This window comes from Pseudomonas sp. 02C 26, assembly GCF_002843585.1.
GTDB lineage: Bacteria > Pseudomonadota > Gammaproteobacteria > Pseudomonadales > Pseudomonadaceae > Aquipseudomonas > Aquipseudomonas shirazensis.
In genome coordinates this window covers 4,805,177-4,826,335 of the sequence record NZ_CP025262.1, presented here as the reverse complement: position 1 = coordinate 4,826,335, position 21,159 = coordinate 4,805,177, and the positions used below count along the sequence as shown (strand labels likewise).

General features: G+C 61.8%; 17 protein-coding genes. 8 read left to right on the top strand and 9 right to left on the bottom strand.

Annotated features, from left to right (window positions below; genetic code table 11):
- The first annotated feature begins 39 nt into the window (after nt 1-39).
- The 3 genes from CXQ80_RS22060 to fdhA all read left to right on the top strand — a co-directional run bounded on the left by CXQ80_RS22060 (nt 40) and on the right by fdhA (nt 3,034).
- Complete coding sequence (locus CXQ80_RS22060; RefSeq protein ID WP_101322465.1) at nt 40-672, top strand: sarcosine oxidase subunit gamma; 633 nt, start codon at nt 40-42, stop codon at nt 670-672.
- A gap of 10 nt (nt 673-682) precedes the next feature.
- A complete protein-coding gene (gene purU / locus CXQ80_RS22055; protein ID WP_101322464.1) occupies nt 683-1,540 on the top strand; it encodes a formyltetrahydrofolate deformylase in 858 nt (285 codons plus the stop codon).
- 294 nt (nt 1,541-1,834) lie between these two features.
- Nucleotides 1,835-3,034: a formaldehyde dehydrogenase, glutathione-independent gene (gene fdhA, locus CXQ80_RS22050; RefSeq protein ID WP_101322463.1), complete on the top strand. Its 1,200-nt coding sequence runs from the start codon at nt 1,835-1,837 to the stop codon at nt 3,032-3,034.
- A 98-nt stretch (nt 3,035-3,132) separates the two neighbouring features.
- Here the strand turns inward: fdhA and CXQ80_RS22045 are convergent, their stop codons facing one another.
- A complete protein-coding gene (locus tag CXQ80_RS22045; RefSeq protein ID WP_101322462.1) occupies nt 3,133-3,324 on the bottom strand; it encodes a hypothetical protein in 192 nt (63 codons plus the stop codon).
- 64 nt (nt 3,325-3,388) lie between these two features.
- Nucleotides 3,389-4,300, bottom strand: coding sequence for an RHS repeat-associated core domain-containing protein (locus CXQ80_RS22040; protein WP_101322461.1), 912 nt, complete (start codon nt 4,298-4,300; stop codon nt 3,389-3,391).
- A 634-nt stretch (nt 4,301-4,934) separates the two neighbouring features.
- On the opposite strand from CXQ80_RS22040, the gene CXQ80_RS22035 reads away from it, so the two are divergent.
- Nucleotides 4,935-5,510: a DUF2780 domain-containing protein gene (locus tag CXQ80_RS22035; RefSeq protein ID WP_101322460.1), complete on the top strand. Its 576-nt coding sequence runs from the start codon at nt 4,935-4,937 to the stop codon at nt 5,508-5,510.
- Here CXQ80_RS22035 and CXQ80_RS22030 read toward each other — a convergent pair whose 3' ends face one another.
- Entirely contained in the window at nt 5,511-6,449 is a 939-nt protein-coding gene (locus CXQ80_RS22030; RefSeq protein WP_101322459.1) for an RHS repeat-associated core domain-containing protein, read from the bottom strand.
- A gap of 201 nt (nt 6,450-6,650) precedes the next feature.
- Nucleotides 6,651-7,538, bottom strand: a complete 888-nt coding sequence (locus CXQ80_RS22025) for an acyltransferase (RefSeq protein WP_101322458.1) — start codon at nt 7,536-7,538, stop codon at nt 6,651-6,653.
- Nucleotides 7,539-7,719: 181 nt separating this feature from the next.
- Here CXQ80_RS22025 and CXQ80_RS22020 point away from each other — a divergent pair, with 181 nt between their 5' ends.
- The 4 genes from CXQ80_RS22020 (at nt 7,720) to creD (ending at nt 12,029) form a co-directional block, all read left to right on the top strand.
- Entirely contained in the window at nt 7,720-8,226 is a 507-nt protein-coding gene (locus CXQ80_RS22020; protein ID WP_101322457.1) for an ATP-dependent zinc protease, read from the top strand.
- 109 nt (nt 8,227-8,335) lie between these two features.
- Nucleotides 8,336-9,016, top strand: a complete 681-nt coding sequence (gene creB, locus CXQ80_RS22015) for a two-component system response regulator CreB (protein WP_101322456.1) — start codon at nt 8,336-8,338, stop codon at nt 9,014-9,016.
- Complete coding sequence (gene creC, locus CXQ80_RS22010; protein WP_101322455.1) at nt 9,016-10,449, top strand: two-component system sensor histidine kinase CreC; 1,434 nt, start codon at nt 9,016-9,018, stop codon at nt 10,447-10,449. Before creB ends, creC begins: the two co-directional genes overlap by 1 nt.
- A 251-nt stretch (nt 10,450-10,700) precedes the next feature.
- Nucleotides 10,701-12,029, top strand: coding sequence for a cell envelope integrity protein CreD (gene creD / locus CXQ80_RS22005; protein ID WP_101322454.1), 1,329 nt, complete (start codon nt 10,701-10,703; stop codon nt 12,027-12,029).
- 106 nt (nt 12,030-12,135) lie between these two features.
- Here the strand turns inward: creD and CXQ80_RS22000 are convergent, their stop codons facing one another.
- The 5 genes from CXQ80_RS22000 to aceE form a co-directional block, all read right to left on the bottom strand.
- Nucleotides 12,136-12,759 (bottom strand): glutathione S-transferase, encoded by a 624-nt coding sequence (locus CXQ80_RS22000; protein WP_101322453.1) that lies wholly within the window; start codon nt 12,757-12,759, stop codon nt 12,136-12,138.
- A 9-nt stretch (nt 12,760-12,768) separates the two neighbouring features.
- Nucleotides 12,769-13,434, bottom strand: coding sequence for a peptide-methionine (S)-S-oxide reductase MsrA (gene msrA / locus CXQ80_RS21995; RefSeq protein WP_101322452.1), 666 nt, complete (start codon nt 13,432-13,434; stop codon nt 12,769-12,771).
- Nucleotides 13,435-13,531: 97 nt separating this feature from the next.
- A complete protein-coding gene (locus CXQ80_RS21990) occupies nt 13,532-16,225 on the bottom strand; it encodes a bifunctional diguanylate cyclase/phosphodiesterase (RefSeq protein WP_101322451.1) in 2,694 nt (897 codons plus the stop codon).
- Nucleotides 16,226-16,477: 252 nt separating this feature from the next.
- Nucleotides 16,478-18,118, bottom strand: a complete 1,641-nt coding sequence (aceF, locus tag CXQ80_RS21985; protein ID WP_101322450.1) for a dihydrolipoyllysine-residue acetyltransferase — start codon at nt 18,116-18,118, stop codon at nt 16,478-16,480.
- Between the two features lie 13 nt (nt 18,119-18,131).
- A complete protein-coding gene (gene aceE, locus CXQ80_RS21980) occupies nt 18,132-20,777 on the bottom strand; it encodes a pyruvate dehydrogenase (acetyl-transferring), homodimeric type (RefSeq protein ID WP_101322449.1) in 2,646 nt (881 codons plus the stop codon).
- Nucleotides 20,778-21,159 lie beyond the last annotated feature (382 nt).

Here is a 21,159-nt window from a genome sequence, read left to right as displayed (position 1 = left end):
GCTGCCACGCCTGAACACAAGAATTCAAGGCAGGTAACAATGAGCGCTATCAACGTCTTCCAGCAAAACCCCGGCGCCGAGGCCAAGGCCCAGACGCCGCTGCACCATGCAGACCTCGCCAGCCTGGTGGGCAAGGGCCGCAACAACGCAGGCGTGACCCTGCGCGAGAAAAAACTGCTTGGTCATCTGACCTTGCGTGGCGACGGCCATGATCCGGCCTTTGCCAGCGGTGTACACAAGGCCCTCGGCCTGGAGCTGCCGGTAGCCCTGACCGTGGTCGCCAAGGGCGAGACCTCGCTGCAGTGGGTTGGCCCGGATGAGTGGCTGCTGATCGTCCCGGGCGGGCAGGAGTTTGCGGTCGAGCAGCAACTGCGCGACGCCCTCGCGGGCTTGCACATTCAGGTGGTCAATGTCAGCGGCGGGCAGACCCTGCTCGAGTTGCAGGGCGCCAACGTGCGCGACGTGCTGATGAAATCCACCAGCTATGATGTACATCCAAACAACTTCCCGGTGGGCAAGGCGGTCGGCACGGTGTTCGCCAAGTCGCAGCTGGTGATCCGCCGCACCGGTGAAGATACCTGGGAACTGGTGATTCGCCGCAGCTTCGCCGATTACTGGTGGATGTGGCTGCAGGACGCCTCGGCTGAATACGGCCTGAGCATCGAAGCCTAAGGAGAGACACATGAGTCGGGCACCGGATACCTGGATTCTCACCGCCGACTGCCCGAGCATGCTCGGCACGGTCGATGTGGTGACGCGGTTTCTCTACGAGCAGCGTTGCTATGTCACCGAGCACCACTCCTTCGATGATCGGCTGTCGGGGCGCTTCTTCATTCGCGTCGAGTTCCGCCAGCCAGATGATTTCGATGAGGCGGGTTTTCGTGATGGCCTGGCCGAGCGCAGCGATGCGTTTGGCATGACCTTCGAGCTGACCGCACCCAATCACCGCCCCAAGGTGGTGATCATGGTGTCCAAGGCCGATCACTGCCTGAACGACCTGTTGTACCGTCAGCGCATTGGTCAGCTAGCGATGGACGTGGTCGCGGTGATCTCTAATCACCCCGATCTCGAGCCATTGGCGCATTGGCACAAGATCCCGTATTACCACTTCGCCCTCGACCCCAAGGACAAGCCTGCGCAAGAGCGCAAGGTGCTGCAGGTGATCGAGGAGAGTGGTGCCGAGCTGGTGATTCTTGCGCGGTACATGCAGGTGCTGTCGCCTGAACTGTGCCGTCGCCTGGATGGCTGGGCGATCAACATTCATCACTCGTTGCTGCCTGGGTTCAAGGGTGCCAAGCCGTATCACCAGGCTTACAACAAGGGTGTGAAGATGGTCGGTGCCACGGCGCACTACATCAACAACGACCTTGATGAAGGGCCGATCATTGCCCAGGGGGTCGAAGTGGTCGATCACAGTCACTATCCCGAAGACCTGATTGCCAAGGGGCGTGATATCGAAGGCCTGACCCTGGCGCGGGCGGTGGGGTATCACATTGAGCGGCGGGTGTTTTTGAACGCCAATCGGACGGTGGTGCTCTGAGATCGTCGGGGCCGCCTTGCGGCCCTTTCGCGACACAAGGCCGCTCCTACAAAGACCGCGTAGTTTGGGCCGACGCGGTCCTTGTAGGAGTGGCCTTCTGTCGCGAAAGGGGCGCAAAGCGCCCCCGGCTATCTCCAGACCCACCTGACGCCTGCGGGCAAGCCACTGTCGTTTCCAGTCACGGCATTTCCCTGCCACAAGCCCACAATTCCCCCATTCCAGTAACACATGCCGCCCATGGATGGCGGCGCTTCAACCAACGCTGCATAAGTACAAATCAAGCGAGGTAAGAGCATGTCTGGTAACCGTGGAGTGGTGTATCTCGGCGCTGGCAAGGTCGAGGTGCGGAACATCGACTACCCCAAAATGCAGGACCCACGCGGCAAGAAGATCGAGCACGGTGTGATCCTCAAGGTGGTCTCCACCAATATCTGCGGCTCCGACCAGCACATGGTTCGTGGCCGTACCACCGCCCAGGTCGGGCTGGTGCTGGGCCACGAGATCACCGGTGAAATCATCGAGATGGGTCGTGACGTCGAGCGGATGAAAATCGGCGACCTGGTTTCGGTACCGTTCAACGTTGCCTGCGGCCGCTGCCGCTCGTGCAAAGAGATGCACACCGGCGTCTGCCTCACCGTCAACCCGGCCCGCGCCGGTGGCGCCTACGGCTACGTCGACATGGGTGACTGGACCGGCGGCCAGGCCGAATACGTGCTGGTGCCCTACGCCGACTTCAACCTGCTGAAACTGCCGGACCGCGACAAGGCCATGGAAAAGATCCGTGACCTGACCTGCCTGTCCGACATTCTGCCTACCGGCTACCACGGCGCCGTGACGGCCGGGGTTGGCCCTGGCAGCACCGTGTATGTCGCCGGTGCCGGCCCGGTCGGGCTGGCGGCTGCTGCGTCGGCACGGCTGCTGGGCGCCGCCTGCGTGATCGTCGGCGACCTCAACCCGGCCCGTCTGGCGCATGCCAAGGCGCAGGGCTTCGAGGTGGTCGACCTGTCCAAGGACACCCCGCTGCACGAGCAGATCGTCGACATCCTCGGCGAGCCGGAAGTGGATTGCGCCGTTGACGCGGTCGGCTTCGAGGCGCGCGGCCATGGTCACGAGGGCGCCAAGCATGAAGCGCCGGCCACCGTGCTGAACTCGCTGATGCAGGTGACCCGCGTTGCCGGCAACATCGGTATCCCCGGGCTGTACGTGACCGAAGACCCGGGCGCGGTGGATGCCGCCGCCAAGATCGGCGCGCTGAGCATCCGCTTTGGACTGGGCTGGGCGAAATCGCACAGCTTCCACACCGGCCAGACCCCGACCATGAAGTACAACCGCCAGCTGATGCAGGCGATCATGTGGGACCGGATCAATATTGCTGAAGTGGTGGGCGTGCAGGTGATCAGCCTGGATCAGGCGCCTGAGGGGTATGGCGAGTTTGATGCTGGGGTGCCGAAGAAGTTTGTGATTGATCCGCATAAGACGTTCAGTGCGGCGTGATGTGACCTCAAGAAAAAAGCCCCTTTTCAGGGGCTTTTTTAGGGGAGGCCGGGATGATTGGCAGGGTGAATGTCAGGATTTGTTCTGATGCTCGATCCCTAGACCGCAGGTGACCTGTCGGCTAGCGCGTTGGCTGCCAAAAGCTCCGTACCTTGTGTGGCCTCTGAATGCTGCTCGGCAAGCGGCGTATCAGCGCCGCGCAGGATTGTGCGGGTTTGGGTGCCTTGTTTGACGGAGGCGAGGGTGCCGCCTTGATAAAAGTATAAGTTGCTGTTTTTGATCTTCATCATTTGTCCTCGCAAACCCCAGTATTCATCCGCTGATAGATGCTGTGCAGCCGAAATGATAATAGGATTAAGTCCGTCTTAGCTCTGCAATGGCCGCAGTTATCTTATCCCTATCGGCAGTAAAGTATCTTGATTTCATGTTGTAATAGGCTTCCTTGTGGTAGGCGAAATTTGCCTTGCTTATATGGAAGCGCCACATGTCAGAGCCGTAGGTGTAATGGTTGGCACTGGCTTGGTGGATTGTGTATTGATGGTTGGCTCTATCAGCTTTTTCGTGCTGGCGTTCAATGTAGCTGTCGTACTTCTTGGCGCGAGCTTCTAATTTATTTAAAAGGGGTGCGGTCTTTGTGATTCTTATATCTCTCTCTTTGGGGTAATTCCTGAGAGTCTCATCGTAACTGGGTGGCCTCTCGCCGGGCACGGCATATGTTTGCGCCTCTGAGTAGCTGGGTAATCCTCGCGTAGGCGCGTTTTTTACATGTTTGGGTAGTTTGGGTGCGAACAAGCGACCGAACAGTCGGAAGTGTCCAGACGGGTCGGTGAAGTTTACAGGGTCTGCACCGCAGTAAGCGTAGCTGTTGAGGCCCCCCTTGCCAAACGGACTGAGGCTGTCTGGCGATAAGAAGCGCATGAGGCGAGGATTATGTGAACGATAACCATTGCCTAGGATATAAAGCTCTGCCGGATCAATGCACTCACCATTGAATCCCAGGAGTGACAGGGTTGAGGGCTGTGATGCGGAGTGCCCATAGGCGGTGTAAGGAAGGCTCTCCAGTTGCTGGTCAGTTTTTACCTGGAGCACTGATCCATTGCCATCGGTAGTCAGGAACCTCACGGGTTCGCTGTCACAGTTTAATTGCTCTGCCAAGGCGGTATCGAGACTACGGAATACGCTGTGGTTTTGCGTGCCTTGTTTTACGGTGGCGAGTTTGTCGCCCTGATGAAAGTACAGGCGGTCGCCCGCATTGGTTTTGGTCATTAGTGCATGCTCATGTGAGTTGCCTGCGATCTTGGTGCAGGGGGAGTTTGCGCCAGTGTCGGGCGAGTGAATGAGCGGGCACAACTGGCAAAAGTACTAGTTTTGTTTGGCGTGCTTTCTGAATTCCCGCGTTAGGATGCAAAACTTCCTGCGCACGGTTGGTAGTCATACATGGCCTTAGGAAATGCCCTGAGGGAACTCGGTTAATGAGATGGCTGTTCATGGCAGTTGTACGCAGGAGTCAGTGCGGCCTGCCAGGGTTGCCTTGTGACTTGGTTTTCCGCCCAGCGTGCAGCTGCCCCCCGATGTGGACGGGGCGGCTGCCCTGAACAAGTGGGGTTCAGCGAATCGGATTGTGTCCCTCAGATTGCTGGGGCCGCTGCGCGGCCCTTTCGCGACACAAGGCCGCTCCTACAGATACAGCGCAAGGCTCAAGGCAGCGCCGTACTTGTAGGAGCGGCCTTGTGTCGCGAAAGGGCTGCGCAGCAGCCCCGGCAATCTGCCGTCAAGCTGGAAGCCCGAAAACCACCCCCCGCTGGATGAAAACGGCCCGATACCCGGCTCGGAACAAACCTCCAAACCCCCAGTCGAATGCCTCGTTTCCCAGGCCATTCCGGCCGACGAGGTCCCCCCGATGAAAGCGTTTACCCTGGCTACCCTGATGACCCTGGCCGCAACGCCAGCGTTCGCCTTCAACTTCAGCGACGCCGCCAATGCCGTGTCCGCCGCGCAAAGCCAGCAGTCACAAGGCAAGGTGCAGGCACCCGCCGAATCGGCCAACCTGCTCAACACCCTGGGCAGCGAACTGAACATCACCCCCGAACAGGCCGTGGGCGGCGCCGGGGCAATGCTCGGCCTGGCGCGCAACAACCTCAGCAGCGACGACTACGGCCAGTTGACCAAGGCCGTGCCCGGCCTGGACCTGCTCTCCGGCGCCAACGCCCTCGGTGGCCTCAGTGGCCTGGGCGAATTGCTCGGCAAGAACAGCGACAAACAATCGGCCCTGAGCAACGCGCTGGGCAACAACGTCGAAGACCGCAGCGATCTGGACAGCGCCTTCAAGGCCCTGGGCATGGATACCGGCATGATCGGCCAGTTCGCCCCGCTGATTCTCCAGTACCTCGGTCAACAAGGCATCGCCGGTTCGCTCCTGCAGAACCTGGGTAGCCTGTGGACCACTCCGGCGCCTGCAACAACACCTTCGGTTTGATCAGGTTCTAAGGCGTTCGGCGGCGTCGCGAAGCTCGAATAGCCGTTGGCGCCTGTTGCCGATTAGCTCGCTGATGCTTCTCAGTTTTGCTGATATCAGTTTGCCTGGCGGGCGTCTGGCTTGGGGCGAACTCCCGGAGTAATGCAAAGCCTCTACATAGTGGTGCTCCAGTTTTTCAAGCTCAGCGTAGATATTCCCTGACGCCCTCGAGAGCGCCATCCTTTGTTTGAAGATGGACTGGGCCGTTGGTGCTGCCACCAAGGCGGTCGGGGTATCCGCTTTCACATCACTGCGACCCGGCGTGTCAGCGATGCGTACTGACTTTCTCGGTCGGTCAGCGCGCTTCTCTTTTATCAATATGGAGCGCAGGGGTTCTACTGATGCGTCTTTGCCGGGCAGTTTCTTGACCGGTTGCGGGGTGGAACGTTTTGCGGAAGCCGAGCGCATTTTTGCTATCTGGGCTTTCAGAAGCTCCGCTGACACCGCTGGATGGTGCCCTGTCGGGTCTGAATAGTTGACGGGGTCGCCCGCACAGTAGCCATAAGCATTGAACCCACCTTCCTCGAACGGACTCAGACTGTCAGGTGCGAGGAAACGCATCAGTACCGGGCTATAGGCGCGATACCCCTGGCCCAGCAGGTAGTTGCCGGTCAATGGCTCGGGAGGTTCACCCGCGAACCCAAGTCGCGGCGCCGCAGGCTGTGACCGAGCGTCATGCCCATAGGCGGTATAGATGCAAGTGGCTGCGCCAAGGCCGCCGTGCGTCTTCAACACGGACTTCTGGCTGTCCGTTATCAACAGCTGAATGTCCATGCCCGAGTGGCTGTCGCGCCGCTCAGCCAACGGCTGACCGGCCCCCTGCAGTAGCTTCCAGTTCTGGTTGCCGGTGATCTCGAGATTGATCTGTCCGCTTTGGTAGAAATTAAGGCGTTTGTTCACGGGGCTGGCCTCGCAGGCGCTGAGTCTTTGATCAGCTCAGTTTCCCGGCCTGCGAGATGTTGCATAACTGGCAGAAGTGTTAGGGCGCTTCCTACGTTCCTGTCCGTCTGCGGCTGATGGACATTGATCCCCTCCCCACAAGCGCACATCCTGTGTGAGCGGGCTTGCCCCGCGAAGAGGCCGGCTCAGCCGCTGCAGGCCTCAGCGCATCTCGGCGCGCAACTGCTCGATGCGCTGGTCCTTCTCGACCCACAGCTGGTTCACCCAGGCCTGCACGGTCTCGCGAAACACCGGGTCGTTCTCGTAATCGCCCGCCCACAACGCCGGGTCCAGCTCATGCACGCGAATGTCGATAATCACCCGGCTGATGCTGCCATTGAGCAGGGCCCAGAAGCCCGGCGCCTGGTCGCCCGGGTAGACGATGGTCACATCCAGCAGGGCGTCGAGCTGTTCGCCCAGCGCCGCCAGCACGAACGCCACGCCACCGGCCTTGGGCTTGAGCAAGTGCTTGTACGGCGACTGCTGTTCCAGGCGCTTGGCCTCGCTGAAGCGCGTGCCCTCAAGGTAGTTGACCACGGTCACCGGCTGGCGCTTGAACAGCTCGCAGGCGGCCTTGGTGATTTCCAGGTCCTTGCCCTTGAGCTCCGGGTGCTTGGCCAGAAACGCCTTGCTGTAGCGCTTCATGAACGGGTAGTCCAGGCCCCACCAGGCCAGGCCCAGCAGCGGCACCCAGATCAGTTCCTTCTTGAGGAAGAACTTGAAGAACGGCACCCGGCGGTTGAGGCTTTCGATCAGCGCCGGGATATCGACCCAGCTCTGGTGGTTGCTCACGCACAGGTAGGAGGTGTCCTGTCGCAGCTTGTCGACGCCGCGGATATCCCACTGGGTAGGGATGCACAGGGCGAAAATGACCTTGTCGATCTCCGACCAGGTCTCGGCCATCCACATCACGCCTGCAGACGCATAGTCACGGCCTCGGCCCGGCAGCACCAGCTTGAGCAGGGCGAAGACCATCAACGGGCAGATCATCACCACGGTGTTGAGCAATAGCAGGATGGTTGTGAGGATGCCGGTCAGCAGGCGACGCATAAAGAGACTCTTGTTGTGTGAAATAAGCGGTCGACAATGATAAGTGCGGTTATGGCCTACGCCAAACTTCCAGTGGCCAACGACCGGGACAAATGTTTCACATTATGTTGGATAAGCTCTTGCGACGAACCTATCGCGCTTGTGCAGTCTAAGCGCTGTCCCGTCTCAAGGAAGTTAGCCCGTGAAACCACTGCTTGCCCTGTTATCGCTGCTCGCCCTGCCGGCCATGGCCGCCGAGCCGACCCTGTATGGTCGCTACGAGTACATCAGCCTGCCGGAGATCGGCGGTGAAACGCTCAAGGCCAAGATGGACACCGGTGCGCTGACAGCCTCGTTGTCGGCCAAGGATATCGAGCGCTTTACCCGTGATGGCGAGGACTGGGTGCGCTTCAAGCTGGCAACCAAGGATGCCGATGGCAAGGTCTACGAGCACAAGGTTGCGCGCATCAGCAAGATCAAGAGCCGCGCCGACGAGGATGATGAGGAAGGCGACAGCGCAGAGGCGGCACGCCGGCCGGTGGTCGACCTGGAGCTGTGCCTGGGCGATGAGAAGCGCACCGTCGAGGTCAACCTGACCGACCGCAGCAGCTTCAATTATCCGTTGTTGATTGGCGCCAAGGCGCTGCGCGAGTTCAAGGCGGCGGTAAACCCCGCGCGCAGGTTTACCGCTGGCAAGCCTGAGTGCTGACGGAGCAGCTTCAAGCTGCGAGCCACAAGCTGCAAGAAACAGCGGATCGGTGTAAGTTCACGCGATCCGCTTCTAGTTGAAGCTTGCAGCTTGAGGCTTGTCGCCAAGAATGCCCCATATCCTCATCGTCGAAGATGAATCCGCCATCGCCGACACCCTGATCTACGCCCTGCAAGCCGACGGCCACAGCACCGAGTGGGTGACCCTGGGTAGCGCTGCCGTTGAGCGCCAGCGCCTGCAGCCGGCCGACCTGGTCATTCTCGACATCGGCCTGCCCGACATCAGTGGCTTTGAAACCTGCCGCCAGCTGCGCCGCTTCAGCGAAGTGCCGGTGATGTTTCTCAGCGCCCGCGACGCCGAGATCGATCGGGTGCTGGGCCTGGAGATCGGTGCCGACGATTACGTGGTCAAACCGTTCAGCCCCCGCGAAGTGGCCGCGCGGGTGCGGGCGATCCTCAAGCGCATGGCGCCGCGCAGCGAAACGCCCGTTGTGGCGACGCTGTTTCAGGTCGACACGCTGCGCATGCAGATCGTTTACCGCAGTGTCAGCCTGGCCCTGACCCGTCACGAGTTTCGCCTGCTGCAGTGCTTGCTTGAGCAGCCGCAGCGGGTGTTCAGCCGCGAGCAGTTGCTCGACGCGCTGGGGGTAGCGGGGGACGCTGGCTACGAGCGCACCATCGACAGCCATATCAAGAGCCTGCGCGCCAAGCTGCGCCAGGTCGCCGCTGACGCCGAGCCGATCCAGACCCATCGCGGCCTGGGCTACAGCTACAGCCCGGAACACGCCTGATGCGCCTGGGTATTCGGATCTTTCTGGTGTACTTCCTGTTTGTCGGGCTGGCTGGCTATTTTTTGCTCAATACCGTGCGTGAGCAGATTCGCCCGGTGGTGCGCCAGGCTTCCGAAGAAACCCTGGTCGACACTGCCAACCTGCTGGCGGAGATCCTCCACGACGACGTCAAGGCCGGGACCCTTGGCCAGAGCCGCTTGCCGCAGTTGCTTGAATCGTACGGTCAGCGCCGCCCCGGCGCGCAGATCTGGGGGCTGGCGAAGAATCAGGTCAGCCACCGCATCTACGTGACCGACGCCAATGGCATCGTCCTGCTCGACTCGGCCGGGGTCGATCTGGGCAAGGATTATTCACGCTGGAACGACGTCTACCTGACCCTGCACGGGCAATACGGTGCGCGCTCTTCACGCAGCGATCCGGATGACGAAAGCACCTCGGTGATGCACGTCGCGGCGCCGATCATGGATGCCGGCAAGATCATCGGCGTGGTCACCGTGGCCAAGCCCAACAGCTCGCTGCAGCCGTACATCGACCGCGCCGAGCGGCGCCTGCTCAATCTTGGCCTGGGCTTGATCATCCTCGGCCTGCTGGTCGGTGCGCTGTTGTCGTGGTGGCTGGCGCGCTCGCTGCGCAGGCTCACCCACTACGCCCAGGCGGTCAGCGAGGGTCAGCGCGCGGCGTTGCCGCATTACAAGGGCGGCGAGCTCGAGCAACTCGCCACCGCAGTCGAGCGGATGCGTACCGAGCTTGCCGGCAAGGCCTATGTCGAGCGCTATGTGCATACCCTGACCCACGAGCTGAAAAGCCCGCTGGCGGCGATTCGTGGCGCCTCCGAGCTGCTGCAGGGCGACATGCCCGCCGAGCAGCGGCTGCGTTTCGCCAGCAATATCGAACGTGAGAGCGGGCGCTTGCAGCAGATGATCGAACGCTTGCTGAATCTCGCCCAGGTCGAGCAGATGCAGGCTCTGGAGGATGAGCAGGAGGTGGCGCTGGCGGTGCTGGTCGACGAGTTGCTGCTGGCCCACGCAGCGCGTATCGACAGCGCTGGCTTGCAGGTGCGCCAGCGCGTGCCGGCGGCGGTGCGGTTGCGTTGTGATCCGTACCTGATGCGCCAGGCGTTGGCCAACCTGCTCGAGAATGCACTGGACTTCACCCCGGCGGGTGGGACTTTGCTGTTCGAGCTGGAGCAGGGCAGCGAGCGGGTCGCGTTGAGCCTGTTCAACCAGGGTGAGGCAATTCCGCAATACGCGATAGGGCGCGTCAGCGAGCGCTTCTATTCGCTGCCGCGACCAGGCAGTGGGCGCAAGAGCAGCGGTCTGGGGCTGAATTTTGTCGCCGAGGTGATGCAGCTGCATGGTGGCGAGTTGGCGGTGGATAACGTCGAAGGCGGCGTGCGGGTGAGGTTGTGGCTGCCGCTGCGGCGCGTCTGTTGAATTGCTGGGGCCGCTTCGCGACCCTCTCGCGACACAAGGCCGCTCCTACAGGATCCGCGTGAACCTGACATGACGCGGCCCCTGTAGGAGCGGCCTTGTGTCGCGAAACGCCAGCGTAGCTGGCCCGGCGGTGTCGGCGAAGCTGGTAACTGCAACTCACCACAGTATCTCCACGCAATCTCCACATTGGCTCCCTGCTGGCTCCACAGGCGCGGCACAGACTGTGCCCATCGCCAACGGAGCCTCCACCCATGAACAAGACCCTGAGTTTCAAGCTCGGCATGATCGCCTTGCTGATGTTGCTGCTGTTGATACCACTGCTGATGATCGGTGGCCTGATCGAGGACCGGCAGAACCTGCGCGACAATGTGCTGGCCGACATCGCCCAGAGCTCAAGCTTCGATCAGCTGATCTCCGGCCCACTGCTGGTGGTGCCGTACCGCAAGTACGAGCGGCGCTGGATCGACAAGGACGGCCAGAGCGTACAGGAGACGGTCACCGTTAACGGCCAGTTGTACTTCCTGCCGGAGACGTTCGACGCTGACATCAACATCGATACCGAACTGCGCGCCCGCGGCATCTATCAGGCGCGGCTGTTCCACGCCAAGAGTCAGATAGCCGGGCGGTTCAAGCTGCCCGAGCGTTGGGGCATCGACAAGGACTATGAGGACTACCGTTTCGACAAGCCGTTCCTGGTGGTTGGCATCAGCGACATCCGCGGCATCGAGAGCAACCTGGAACTGCAGCTGGACGATCAACGCCTGCCTTTCGCTGCAGGTACTGGTCTGGACTGGATGCGTGGCGGTGTGCACGTGCCGTTGCCGCAGTTCGATGGCCAGCAGGCGCGCGAGTTCACCTATGGCTTCGAGCTTGCCCTGCAAGGCACCGGGCAGCTGTACGTGCTGCCGATCGGGCGCAGCAGCAGTGTCGACATGCAGGCCAACTGGCCGCACCCAAGCTTTGTCGGCAGTTACTTGCCAAGCCGGCGTGAGATCAGCGGTGAGGGCTTCAAGGCCCACTGGCAGACCTCGTTCTTTGCCACCAACCTGGAAGATGCCCTGCGCCAGTGTGCGACGGTCGCCGACTGTAGCGAGTACAAGCAGCGCACCTTTGGCGTGAGCTTTGTCGACCCGGTCGACCAGTACCTCAAGAGCGAGCGGGCGATCAAATATGCGCTGCTGTTCATTGCTCTGACCTTTGCCGGATTCTTCCTCTTCGAGGTGCTGAAAAACCTCAGCGTGCACCCGGTGCAGTACGTGCTGGTTGGCGTGGCGTTGGCGTTCTTCTACCTGCTGTTGCTGTCACTGTCCGAGCACCTGGGTTTCGGCGCTGCCTACGGCTTGTCGGCGTCGGCTTGTGTGCTGCTGATCGGCTTCTACCTCAGCCACGTGCTGCGCAGTGTCTGGCGCGGGTTGGGCTTCGCTGGCGGGTTGGCGGTGCTCTACGCGATGTTGTTCGGGTTGCTCAGCGCCGAGGACTACGCGCTGTTGATGGGCTCGCTGCTGTGCTTTGGCTTGCTCGGCGTATTCATGGTCCTGACCCGGCGCCTGGACTGGTCGCGGGTGGGGAGGTCGGCATGAGGGAGGAACGTGAGCTGGGGCGCCGGCTGGCGCTGCAGATCGGCCTGCTGTTTGCGCCAGGCCAGCGCTGAAAGAGGGGCCGCATTGCGGCCCCTTTTGCCGTCAGTCAGGCAGCTGGCGCAGTGGCGCGCAGCGAAGGCCGCTGCGACACTTCGGCGTACCAGGCCGCCAGGCCGGGCTGGCGCTCACGCCAGCCGAACTCAGGCTGGCGCAGGTCCAGATAACCCAGCGCGCAGGCGACGCCGATGGCGACCATGTCGAACCCGGAGATCAGCTCGGCCAGGTGCTCCTGCTCCAGGTTGGCCAGGCTGCGGCGGATCTTCTCGCTCTGCGCTTCGAGCCAGCCATCCCAGCGCTTGTCCTGCGGGCGCAGGAAGCTCTCGTAGCGGCTCGATACCGCCGCATCCATGATCGCATCGGCCTGCGCCGCCAGGGTCAGCCGGCGCCAGCGGGCCGAGCCCTCACGCGGGATCAGCGGGGTGCCGACGTGCTGGCTGTCGAGGTACTCGCAGATCACCCGGCTGTCATGCAGCACAGTGCCGTCTTCCAGGCGCAAGGCCGGGATCTTGCCGATCGGGTTGTCCTGATTGAGTTGCTCGTCGCCAGCCACCGGGCTGATATTCACTGCCTGCAACTGTACCCGCGGCAGTTGCCCGGTTTCGTGCAGCACCACCATGACCTTGCGCACGAACGGCGACAGCGGCGAGTGGAACAGGGTCATCGTGCTCATGGCCGGGCCTCAGTTGCCTTGCAGGCTGGGCGGCAGGCACACGCCGGTGCCAGCGATGCCGCAGTAGCCGTTGGGGTTCTTGGCCAGATATTGCTGGTGGTAGGCCTCGGCGAAGTACACCGTTGGCGCCTGCTCGATCTCGGTGGTGATCGGGCCAAAGCCGGCCTTGTCCAGCTCAGCCTGGTAGGCCGCTTTGCTCGCGTTGGCTTGCTCGAGCTGCTCGGGGCTGGTGCAGAAGATCGCCGAACGGTACTGGGTGCCGACGTCGTTGCCCTGGCGCATGCCCTGGGTCGGGTTGTGCAGCTCCCAGAACATCGCCAGCAGCTCCTGATAGCTGACCTTGTCCTTGTCGAACACGACCAGCACCACTTCGGTGTGGCCGGTCAGGCCCGAGCAGACTTCTTCGTAGGTTGGGTTCGGAGTGAAGCCGCCGGCATAGCCAACCACCGTGCTGACCACGCCTTCGCGCTGCCAGAAACGGCGCTCGGCGCCCCAGAAGCAACCGAGGCCAAAGATGGCGAAATCGACGTTCTGGAAGAACGGCCCAAGCAGCGGCGTCTCGTTGAAGACGTAATGCATCTCGGGCAGGCTCATCGGCGTCTCGCGGCCAGGCAGGGCCTGTTCCGCAGTAGGCAGGACGTTTTTGTTCACCAGGATTTCCGAACGCAGGACCATGGCCGCTCCTCTGTATATTCAGTAGATGTAGGCAGGGGCCGTCAGCGCGCTGCTGCGGCCCGAATGACTTGTATAGTGCCCGAGACTGAGCGCGCTGTCAGGCCACTGGTCCGCGCGGGTAGCGCTTGAGGCGCTCAACCAGTTCGCGGCCGGGGATTGGCCGATCGAACAGGTAGCCCTGGCCGACGTCACAGCGATGGCGGCGCAGGAAGGCCAGCTGCGCAGGGGTCTCGATGCCCTCGGCGACTACCTTGAGCTTGAGGTTGTGGGCCATGGCCACCACCGCCGAGGTGATTTCCATGTCGTCCTGGTTGTCCGGGATTTCGTTGATGAAGCTGCGGTCGATCTTGATGATGTCGATCGGGAATTTCTTCAGGTAGCTCAGCGACGAGTAGCCGGTACCAAAGTCGTCCATCGCCAGGGTCAGCCCCAACGCCTTCAGTTCGATCAGCTGGCGGTGGGTGTCTTCGGTCGCCTCAAGCAGCAAGCCTTCGGTCAGCTCCAGTTCCAGCAAGTGCGAAGGCAGGCCTTCTTCCTTGATGATCGAGCCGATCGAGCTGACCAGCTCCGGGTCGGAAAACTGCTTGGGCGAAAGGTTGATGGCGACGTGCAGGTCACCCAGGCCAGCGGCGCTCAGTTCAAGGCTCATGCGGCACGACTGGCGCACCACCCACTTGCCGATGGGGATGATCAGGCCGGTTTCTTCGGCCACGCTGATGAACTGATCCGGGCGGATCATGCCGCGCTCCGGGTGGTTCCAGCGCAGCAACGCTTCCAGCCCGAGGAGGCGCCCGCTGCGCAGGCACAGCTTGGGCTGGTAGAACACCTCCAGCTCGTTCTGGGTCAGGGCGCGGCGCAGGTTGTTCTCGACGAACAGCTTGTAGCTGGCTTCGGCGTTGAGCACTTCGGTGAACACCTGCACCTGATGCTTGCCGTTGGCCTTGGCCTTGTGCAGGGCGAGGCCGGCGTTTTTCATCAGGGTCTGCGGGTCGCTGCCGTGCAGCGGCGCGCAGGCCAGGCCGACCGAGGCGGTGACGTTGATCAGCTGGTTGTCGACGAACATCGGCTTGTCGAGGGTGCGCAGCAGTTGCAGGGCAATGCTCTGGCCGCTCTCCAGGCTGGTGTGGTCGAGCAGCACGGCAAATTCGTTGCTGGCAAAGCGCGCAAGGATGCCGCCGACGGTCAGACTGTTGCGCAGGCGTCGGGCCAGGCTCACCAGCAGCTTGTCGCCGGTCTGGTGGCCAAGGCTGTCGTTGATCCGCTTGAAGTTGTCGATGTCGACCAGCAGCAGGCACAGCGAACTGGCGCTGTCGCGGCTGAAGCGCTCATCGAGGTTGCGAATGAACGCCGGGCGGTTGCCCAGGTTGGTCAGGTTGTCGGTGTAGGCCAGGCGCTCGATGCGCTGCTGAGCCAGCTTGCTCTGGGTGACGTCTTCGTAGATGCCGATGTAGTGGGTCAACTCGCGGTTGTCGCCGTACACCTTGGAAATCGACAGCTGACCCCAGTAGGGTTCGAGGTTCTTGCGCCGGCTCTTGAATTCGCCCTGCCAACTGTTGCCCATATCCAGGCTCGACGGCGAATCGAACAGCAGCTCGCTGAGGTTTTCCAGGGCCGGCAGTTCGGACAGGCGATGGCCCTGGACCTCATCGGTGCTGTACTGGGTGATCGCGGTGAAACTTGGGTTGACGTACTCGACCACGCCGTCGCGGTTGACCAGCAAAAAGGCGCTGGCGCTCTGCTCGACCGCGCGCTGGAACAGGTGCAACGCGCTGGCAGCGGTACGCCGGTTGTGGTTGGTGATGACCTGGGCGAACTGGTCGGCGAGCTCGCCGGCAAAAGCGATTTCATCCGACTGCCAGGCCCGCGGCATGCCGGTCTGCTCCAGGCACAGCACGCCGACTACCTGGCCGTCGACGCGGATACTGGCGTCGAGCATGGCGTTGTCGGAGGCCGGGAACAGGCTCTGCGCCATGTCGCGGGTGCGCGGGTCGTGGCTGGCGTTGTGCGCGTCGATGGCGCGGCTGGCATGCAGCGCTTCGATGTAGTCGGGGAACTGGCTGGCGTCGATCGGGGCCGGTAGGCGGTGCTCCTGGTCAAGCCGGTACCAGGCGGTAATCGGCTCCAGCTGCTGGTCATGCAGGTACCAGATGCTCGAGCAGTCGACGTTGTAGATTTCACAGGCGCTGCGGGTGATCAGCTCGGCGGCTTCGAGCAGCGAGTTGTCGGCGCTGTAGCGCTGCCGCGCCAGGCGTAGAATCAAGTCTTGCTGGGCTCGTACCCGCTCCAGATGCTCAAGCTGTTCCTGCTGCGCGCGCTGGTTCAGCTGCAGAGCGATCTGCAGGCGGTTGTTGCGGGTTTCCAGGTCGCTGGCGGTCATGTTGATGCTGTCTTCGGCGTGATCATCGAGCACTGTCAGGTACCCGCGCAGCAGCTGCCGGCCATGCTGCTTGTAGACTTCGCCGCACTCCAGCAAACGCAATGGCGCCGGGCCAACGTGCAGGGTGTAGCGCACCCGGTAATGACCACGGCGCGACAGCTGCAGCTGGATCTCGTCATGCAGGCGATAGCGTGCTTCGGGCTCCATCAGGCTGGCATACGGCGAGCTGACCAACGCGCACAGCTCAGCGGCAGGCAGGCCGAATTGGCGGTCGCAGTTGGGGTCCAGGTAGAGCATCGCCCAGTTGGCTTCGTTGAGCCTTTCGAAACGCAGCATGCCCAGCCGCGAGGGCACGGGTAGCTGGGTCACGACCTCGGCCGCCACTCGGGTCGCGGCATCGGGTTGGCTTTTCATCGAAGACTCGCTTGAAGAGGGTGACAGGGCCTGGCAGGCAGCGCATCTGGCAAGGTTGCATCATGTCCCGAAGGCTGGCAAGCGGCCATGTCGGGCTATTGGCAGTTTATCGGCAGGGGTGTGAGTTTCTGCAGCCGGTTGCAGTTTTGCGGGCAAAAAAAAGCCCCGCCAGGGGCGGGGTTGAGGTACGAGCGTGGCAGCTCGAAAGTGGTGCCTGCTGCCCCGGCATGTACCGGGGCAGCAGTTGCAGCATTACAGCAGGATGGTGCGGATATCACCCAGCAAGTCGCTCAGGCGCTTGGTGAAGCGCGCAGCAGCAGCGCCGTTGATCACACGGTGATCGTACGACAGCGACAGCGGCAGCATCAGCTTGGGCTGGAAGGCCTTGCCATCCCAGACCGGCTGGATGGTTGCCTTGGATACACCCAAGATCGCCACTTCCGGCGCGTTGACGATCGGCGTGAAGCCAGTGCCGCCAATGTGACCGAGGCTGGAGATGGTGAAGCAGGCGCCCTGCATCTCGTCGGCCGAAAGCTTTTTGGTACGGGCTTTTTCAGCCAGTGCCGCAGCTTCGCCAGCCAGTTGCAGCAGGCTCTTCTGGTCGACGTTCTTGATGACCGGGACCAGCAGACCATCCGGGGTGTCGACGGCGAAACCGACGTTGACGTACTTCTTGCGGATAATTGCCTTGCCGCTTGGTGCCAGCGAACTGTTGAAGTCCGGCAGCTCCTTGAGCAGGTGGGCGCAGGCCTTGAGCAGCAGTGGCAGTACGGTCAGCTTGACGCCGGCCTTTTCCGCTACGGCTTTTTGCGCGACACGGAAGGCTTCCAGCTCGGTGATGTCAGCCGAATCGAACTGAGTCACGTGCGGCACGTTGAGCCAGCTGCGGTGCAGGTTGGCAGCGCCGACCTGCATCAGGCGGGTCATGGCCACTTCTTCGACTTCACCGAACTTGCTGAAGTCGACCACCGGGATCGGCGGGATACCAGCACCACCGGTTGCACCGGCGGCGGCCGGCGCTTCCTTGGCCTTCTGCATCATCGCCTTGACGTAGACCTGCACGTCTTCCTTGAGGATGCGACCGTGCGGGCCAGTAGCCGAAACAGCGCCCAGCTCGACACCGAATTCACGGGCCAGCTGACGTACCGCAGGGCCGGCATGGACCTTGGCGTTGCTGGCAGCAGCCGGGGCAGCAGCCTGGGCCGGTGCAGCAGCTGGAGCCGGTGCGGCGGCAGGTGCGGCAGCCGGAGCAGCCTCAGCCTTGGCCGGTGCGGCAGCCGCCTGGGCAGGGGCCGCAGCAGGTGCGGCGCCAGCGATCTTCAACTTGAGGATCAGGTCACCGGTGCCGACTTCGTCGTCCAGCTTGGCGATCACTTCTTCAACCACGCCAGCGGCAGGCGAAGGGATCTCCATGGAGGCCTTGTCGGACTCCAGGGTGATCAGCGACTGGTCAGCTTCGACGGTGTCGCCGGCCTTGACCAGTACTTCGATGATCTTGGCCTTGCCCGACGAGCCGATGTCCGGCACGTGGATGTCCTGCACGGTGGCAGCAGCAGGAGCTGCGGCCGGCGCAGGAGCAGCCTCGGCGGCTGGCGCAGGCGCGGCAGCCGGTTGTTCGGCGGCAGGCGCAGCAGCGGCCGGAGCCTCGGACGCCGCAGCGCCCTCGGCTTCCAGAACCAGCAGTTCGTCGCCTTCTTTCAGGCGATCGCCCAGCTTGACCTTGAGCTCTTTGACGATGCCGGCTTTAGGCGCCGGAATCTCCATGGAGGCCTTGTCGGACTCCAGGGTCAGCAGGCTCTGGTCAGCCTCGATGCGGTCGCCAACCTTGACGAACAGCTCGATGATTTCACCTTCACCGCTGCCGATGTCAGGTACGCGAATGAGTTCGCTCACTTAAAAATACTCCTCAGCAGTCCAGTGGGTTGCGCTTGTCCGGGTCGATGCCGAACTTGACGATGGCATCAGCTACCACCTTCGGTTCGATCTCGCCACGGTCAGCCAAGGCTTCCAGGGCAGCCAGCACCACGAAGTGACGGTCAACTTCGAAGAAGTGACGCAGCTTCTTGCGGCTGTCGCTGCGACCGAAACCATCGGTACCCAGGACTTTGAACTCTTTGCTCGGCACCCACTGACGGATCTGCTCGGCAAAAATCTTCATGTAGTCGGTCGATGCGATAACCGGGCCTTTGCGACCGGTCAGGCACTGCTCGACGTAAGTCTGCTGTGGCTTCTGGCCAGGCTTGAGGCGGTTGGCGCGTTCTACGGCGAGGCCGTCGCGACGCAGTTCGTTGAAGCTGGTAACGCTCCACACGTCGGCACCGACGTTGAACTCTTCGCGCAGGATCTTCGCAGCTTCACGGACTTCACGCAGGATGGTGCCGGAACCCATCAGCTGAACGTGGTGTGCCGCGTCGCGGGTGTCTTCTTCGAGCAGGTACATGCCCTTGACGATACCTTCCTCGACACCGGCCGGGATTGCCGGCTGCTGGTAGGATTCGTTCATCACGGTGATGTAGTAGAAGATGTCCTGTTGCTCTTCGGTCATCTTCTTCATGCCGTCCTGAATGATCACCGCCAGCTCATAGCCGTAGGTTGGATCGTAGGTGCGGCAGTTCGGGATGGTCCCGGCCAGCAGGTGGCTATGACCGTCTTCGTGCTGCAGGCCTTCACCGTTGAGGGTGGTACGGCCGGCGGTACCGCCGATCAGGAAGCCACGGGTGCGGCTGTCGCCAGCGGCCCAGGCCAGGTCACCGATACGCTGGAAGCCGAACATCGAGTAGAAGATGTAGAACGGCAGCATCGGCTGGTTGTGGTTCGAGTACGAAGTACCGGCAGCGATGAAGGACGACATGGCGCCGGCTTCGTTGATGCCTTCTTCGAGAATCTGACCTTTCTTGTCTTCGCGGTAGAACATCACCTGGTCTTTGTCGACTGGCTCGTAGAGCTGGCCGACCGACGAGTAGATGCCCAGCTGGCGGAACATGCCTTCCATACCGAAGGTACGGGCTTCGTCCGGGATGATCGGAACGATGCGCTGGCCAATCTCTTTGTCCTTGACCAGCTGCGCGAGGATCCGCACGAAGGCCATGGTGGTGGAGATTTCACGGTCGCCCGAACCGTCCAGGATCGCCTTGAGGGTTTCCAGGGGCGGGGTCGGGATGCTCATGCTCTTGGCGCGGCGCTGTGGTACGAAGCCACCAAGCGCGGAGCGACGCTCGGCCAGGTAACGGGCCTCGGCGCTGCCTTCTTCTGGTTTGAAGAACGGCAGATTCTCCAGCTCGTCGTCCTTGACCGGGATGTCGAAACGATCACGGAAGTGACGCAGGCTGTCGACGTCGACCTTCTTGGTGTTGTGCGCGGTGTTCTTGGCTTCGCCAGCACCGGTACCGTAACCCTTGATGGTCTTGGCCAGGATGACGGTCGGCTGTTCCTTATGGTTCACAGCCTGGTGGTACGCCGCGTAGACCTTGTACGGGTCGTGGCCGCCACGGTTGAGCTTCCAGATCTCGTCATCGGACAGGTCTTCGACCATGGCCTTGAGCTCTGGGGTGTTGAAGAAGTGCTGACGGACGTACGCGCCGTCCTTGGCCTTGTAGTTCTGGTACTCGCCGTCGATGACTTCGTCCATGCGACGTTGCAGGATACCGTCGACGTCCTTGGCCAGCAGTGGGTCCCAGAAACGGCCCCAGACCACTTTGTTGACGTTCCAGCCACCGCCACGGAACACGCCTTCAAGTTCCTGGATGATCTTGCCGTTACCGCGCACTGGGCCGTCGAGGCGCTGCAGGTTGCAGTTGATGACGAAGATCAGGTTGTCCAGCTTCTCGCGGCCAGCCAGGGAGATCGCGCCCAGGGATTCCGGCTCGTCGCACTCGCCGTCGCCCATGAAGCACCAGACCTTTTGCTTGCCGGCCGGGATGTAGCCGCGGGCTTCGAGGTACTTCATGAAGCGCGCCTGGTAGATCGCCTGGATCGGACCCAGACCCATCGAAACGGTCGGGAACTGCCAGAAATCAGGCATCAGCCATGGGTGCGGGTAGGACGACAGGCCTTTGCCATCGACTTCCTGACGGAAGTTGTTCATCTGCTCTTCGCTGATCCGGCCTTCCATGAAGGCACGGGCGTAGACGCCAGGCGAGGCGTGGCCCTGGAAGAAGATCAGGTCGCCGCCGTGTTCGTCGGTCGGGGCCTGGAAGAAGTAGTTGAAGCCGATGTCATACAGGGTGGCACTGGAGGCAAAGCTCGAGATGTGTCCGCCCAGGTCCGAATCCTTCAGGTTGGTGCGCATGACCATGGCCAGTGCGTTCCAACGCACCAACGAGCGAATGCGGCGTTCCATGAACAGGTCGCCAGGCATGCGTGCTTCGTGGGTGACAGGGATGGTGTTGCGGTATGGCGTGGTGATGGCATACGGCAGCTGGGATCCACTGCGGGTGGCCAGCTCGCCCATACGGGTCATCAGGTAATGAGCGCGGTCTTCGCCTTCTTTGTCGAGGACCGACTCCAGGGCATCCAGCCATTCCTGGGTTTCGATTGGATCGAGGTCTTGCATGGCTTGCTCCAGGGCGGAAAGGCAACCAGAATCGGCTGCCTGAGTTTGCGACTGGCCTTATGGGCAGACGTCGTGAATTCTTGGATTACCGGAGTGTGACCCGGCGCCGTGTAGTTTTACTACAAAAGCTTTCGCATTTCATGCTTTTACACGGTCGGGGTAGTAGTAATACTACAGAAATGCGACGTTTGGTCGCACCCTGGCTTGTGGGGAAAAACGTTCATGTTGGTTGGCGATGTAGCTGAGGCGGGTGGATCTTGATGTTTAATGCCAATGATTCGTTGATTTCAGCTATTTACAACTTTTGTATGACACTTCAACCGCGGTCCCGCTTCCCCGTAGCCAATTACACCCCTCTCTTTGTTGCCGATCAAGGATAGCC

What these genes read in the sequence shown, in the direction of transcription:
- creC (WP_101322455.1), top strand. Translation starts at nt 9,016, where the DNA reads ATGCGCCTGGGTATTCGGATCTTTCTGGTGTACTTCCTGTTTGTCGGG.
- CXQ80_RS22040 (WP_101322461.1), bottom strand. Translation starts at nt 4,300, where the DNA reads ATGACCAAAACCAATGCGGGCGACCGCCTGTACTTTCATCAGGGCGAC.
- purU (WP_101322464.1), top strand. Translation starts at nt 683, where the DNA reads ATGAGTCGGGCACCGGATACCTGGATTCTCACCGCCGACTGCCCGAGC.
- CXQ80_RS22035 (WP_101322460.1), top strand. Translation starts at nt 4,935, where the DNA reads ATGAAAGCGTTTACCCTGGCTACCCTGATGACCCTGGCCGCAACGCCA.
- CXQ80_RS21990 (WP_101322451.1), bottom strand. Translation starts at nt 16,225, where the DNA reads ATGAAAAGCCAACCCGATGCCGCGACCCGAGTGGCGGCCGAGGTCGTG.
- aceE (WP_101322449.1), bottom strand. Translation starts at nt 20,777, where the DNA reads ATGCAAGACCTCGATCCAATCGAAACCCAGGAATGGCTGGATGCCCTG.
- CXQ80_RS22025 (WP_101322458.1), bottom strand. Translation starts at nt 7,538, where the DNA reads ATGCGTCGCCTGCTGACCGGCATCCTCACAACCATCCTGCTATTGCTC.
- CXQ80_RS22000 (WP_101322453.1), bottom strand. Translation starts at nt 12,759, where the DNA reads ATGAGCACGATGACCCTGTTCCACTCGCCGCTGTCGCCGTTCGTGCGC.
- creD (WP_101322454.1), top strand. Translation starts at nt 10,701, where the DNA reads ATGAACAAGACCCTGAGTTTCAAGCTCGGCATGATCGCCTTGCTGATG.
- CXQ80_RS22060 (WP_101322465.1), top strand. Translation starts at nt 40, where the DNA reads ATGAGCGCTATCAACGTCTTCCAGCAAAACCCCGGCGCCGAGGCCAAG.
- fdhA (WP_101322463.1), top strand. Translation starts at nt 1,835, where the DNA reads ATGTCTGGTAACCGTGGAGTGGTGTATCTCGGCGCTGGCAAGGTCGAG.
- creB (WP_101322456.1), top strand. Translation starts at nt 8,336, where the DNA reads ATGCCCCATATCCTCATCGTCGAAGATGAATCCGCCATCGCCGACACC.
- CXQ80_RS22045 (WP_101322462.1), bottom strand. Translation starts at nt 3,324, where the DNA reads ATGATGAAGATCAAAAACAGCAACTTATACTTTTATCAAGGCGGCACC.
- msrA (WP_101322452.1), bottom strand. Translation starts at nt 13,434, where the DNA reads ATGGTCCTGCGTTCGGAAATCCTGGTGAACAAAAACGTCCTGCCTACT.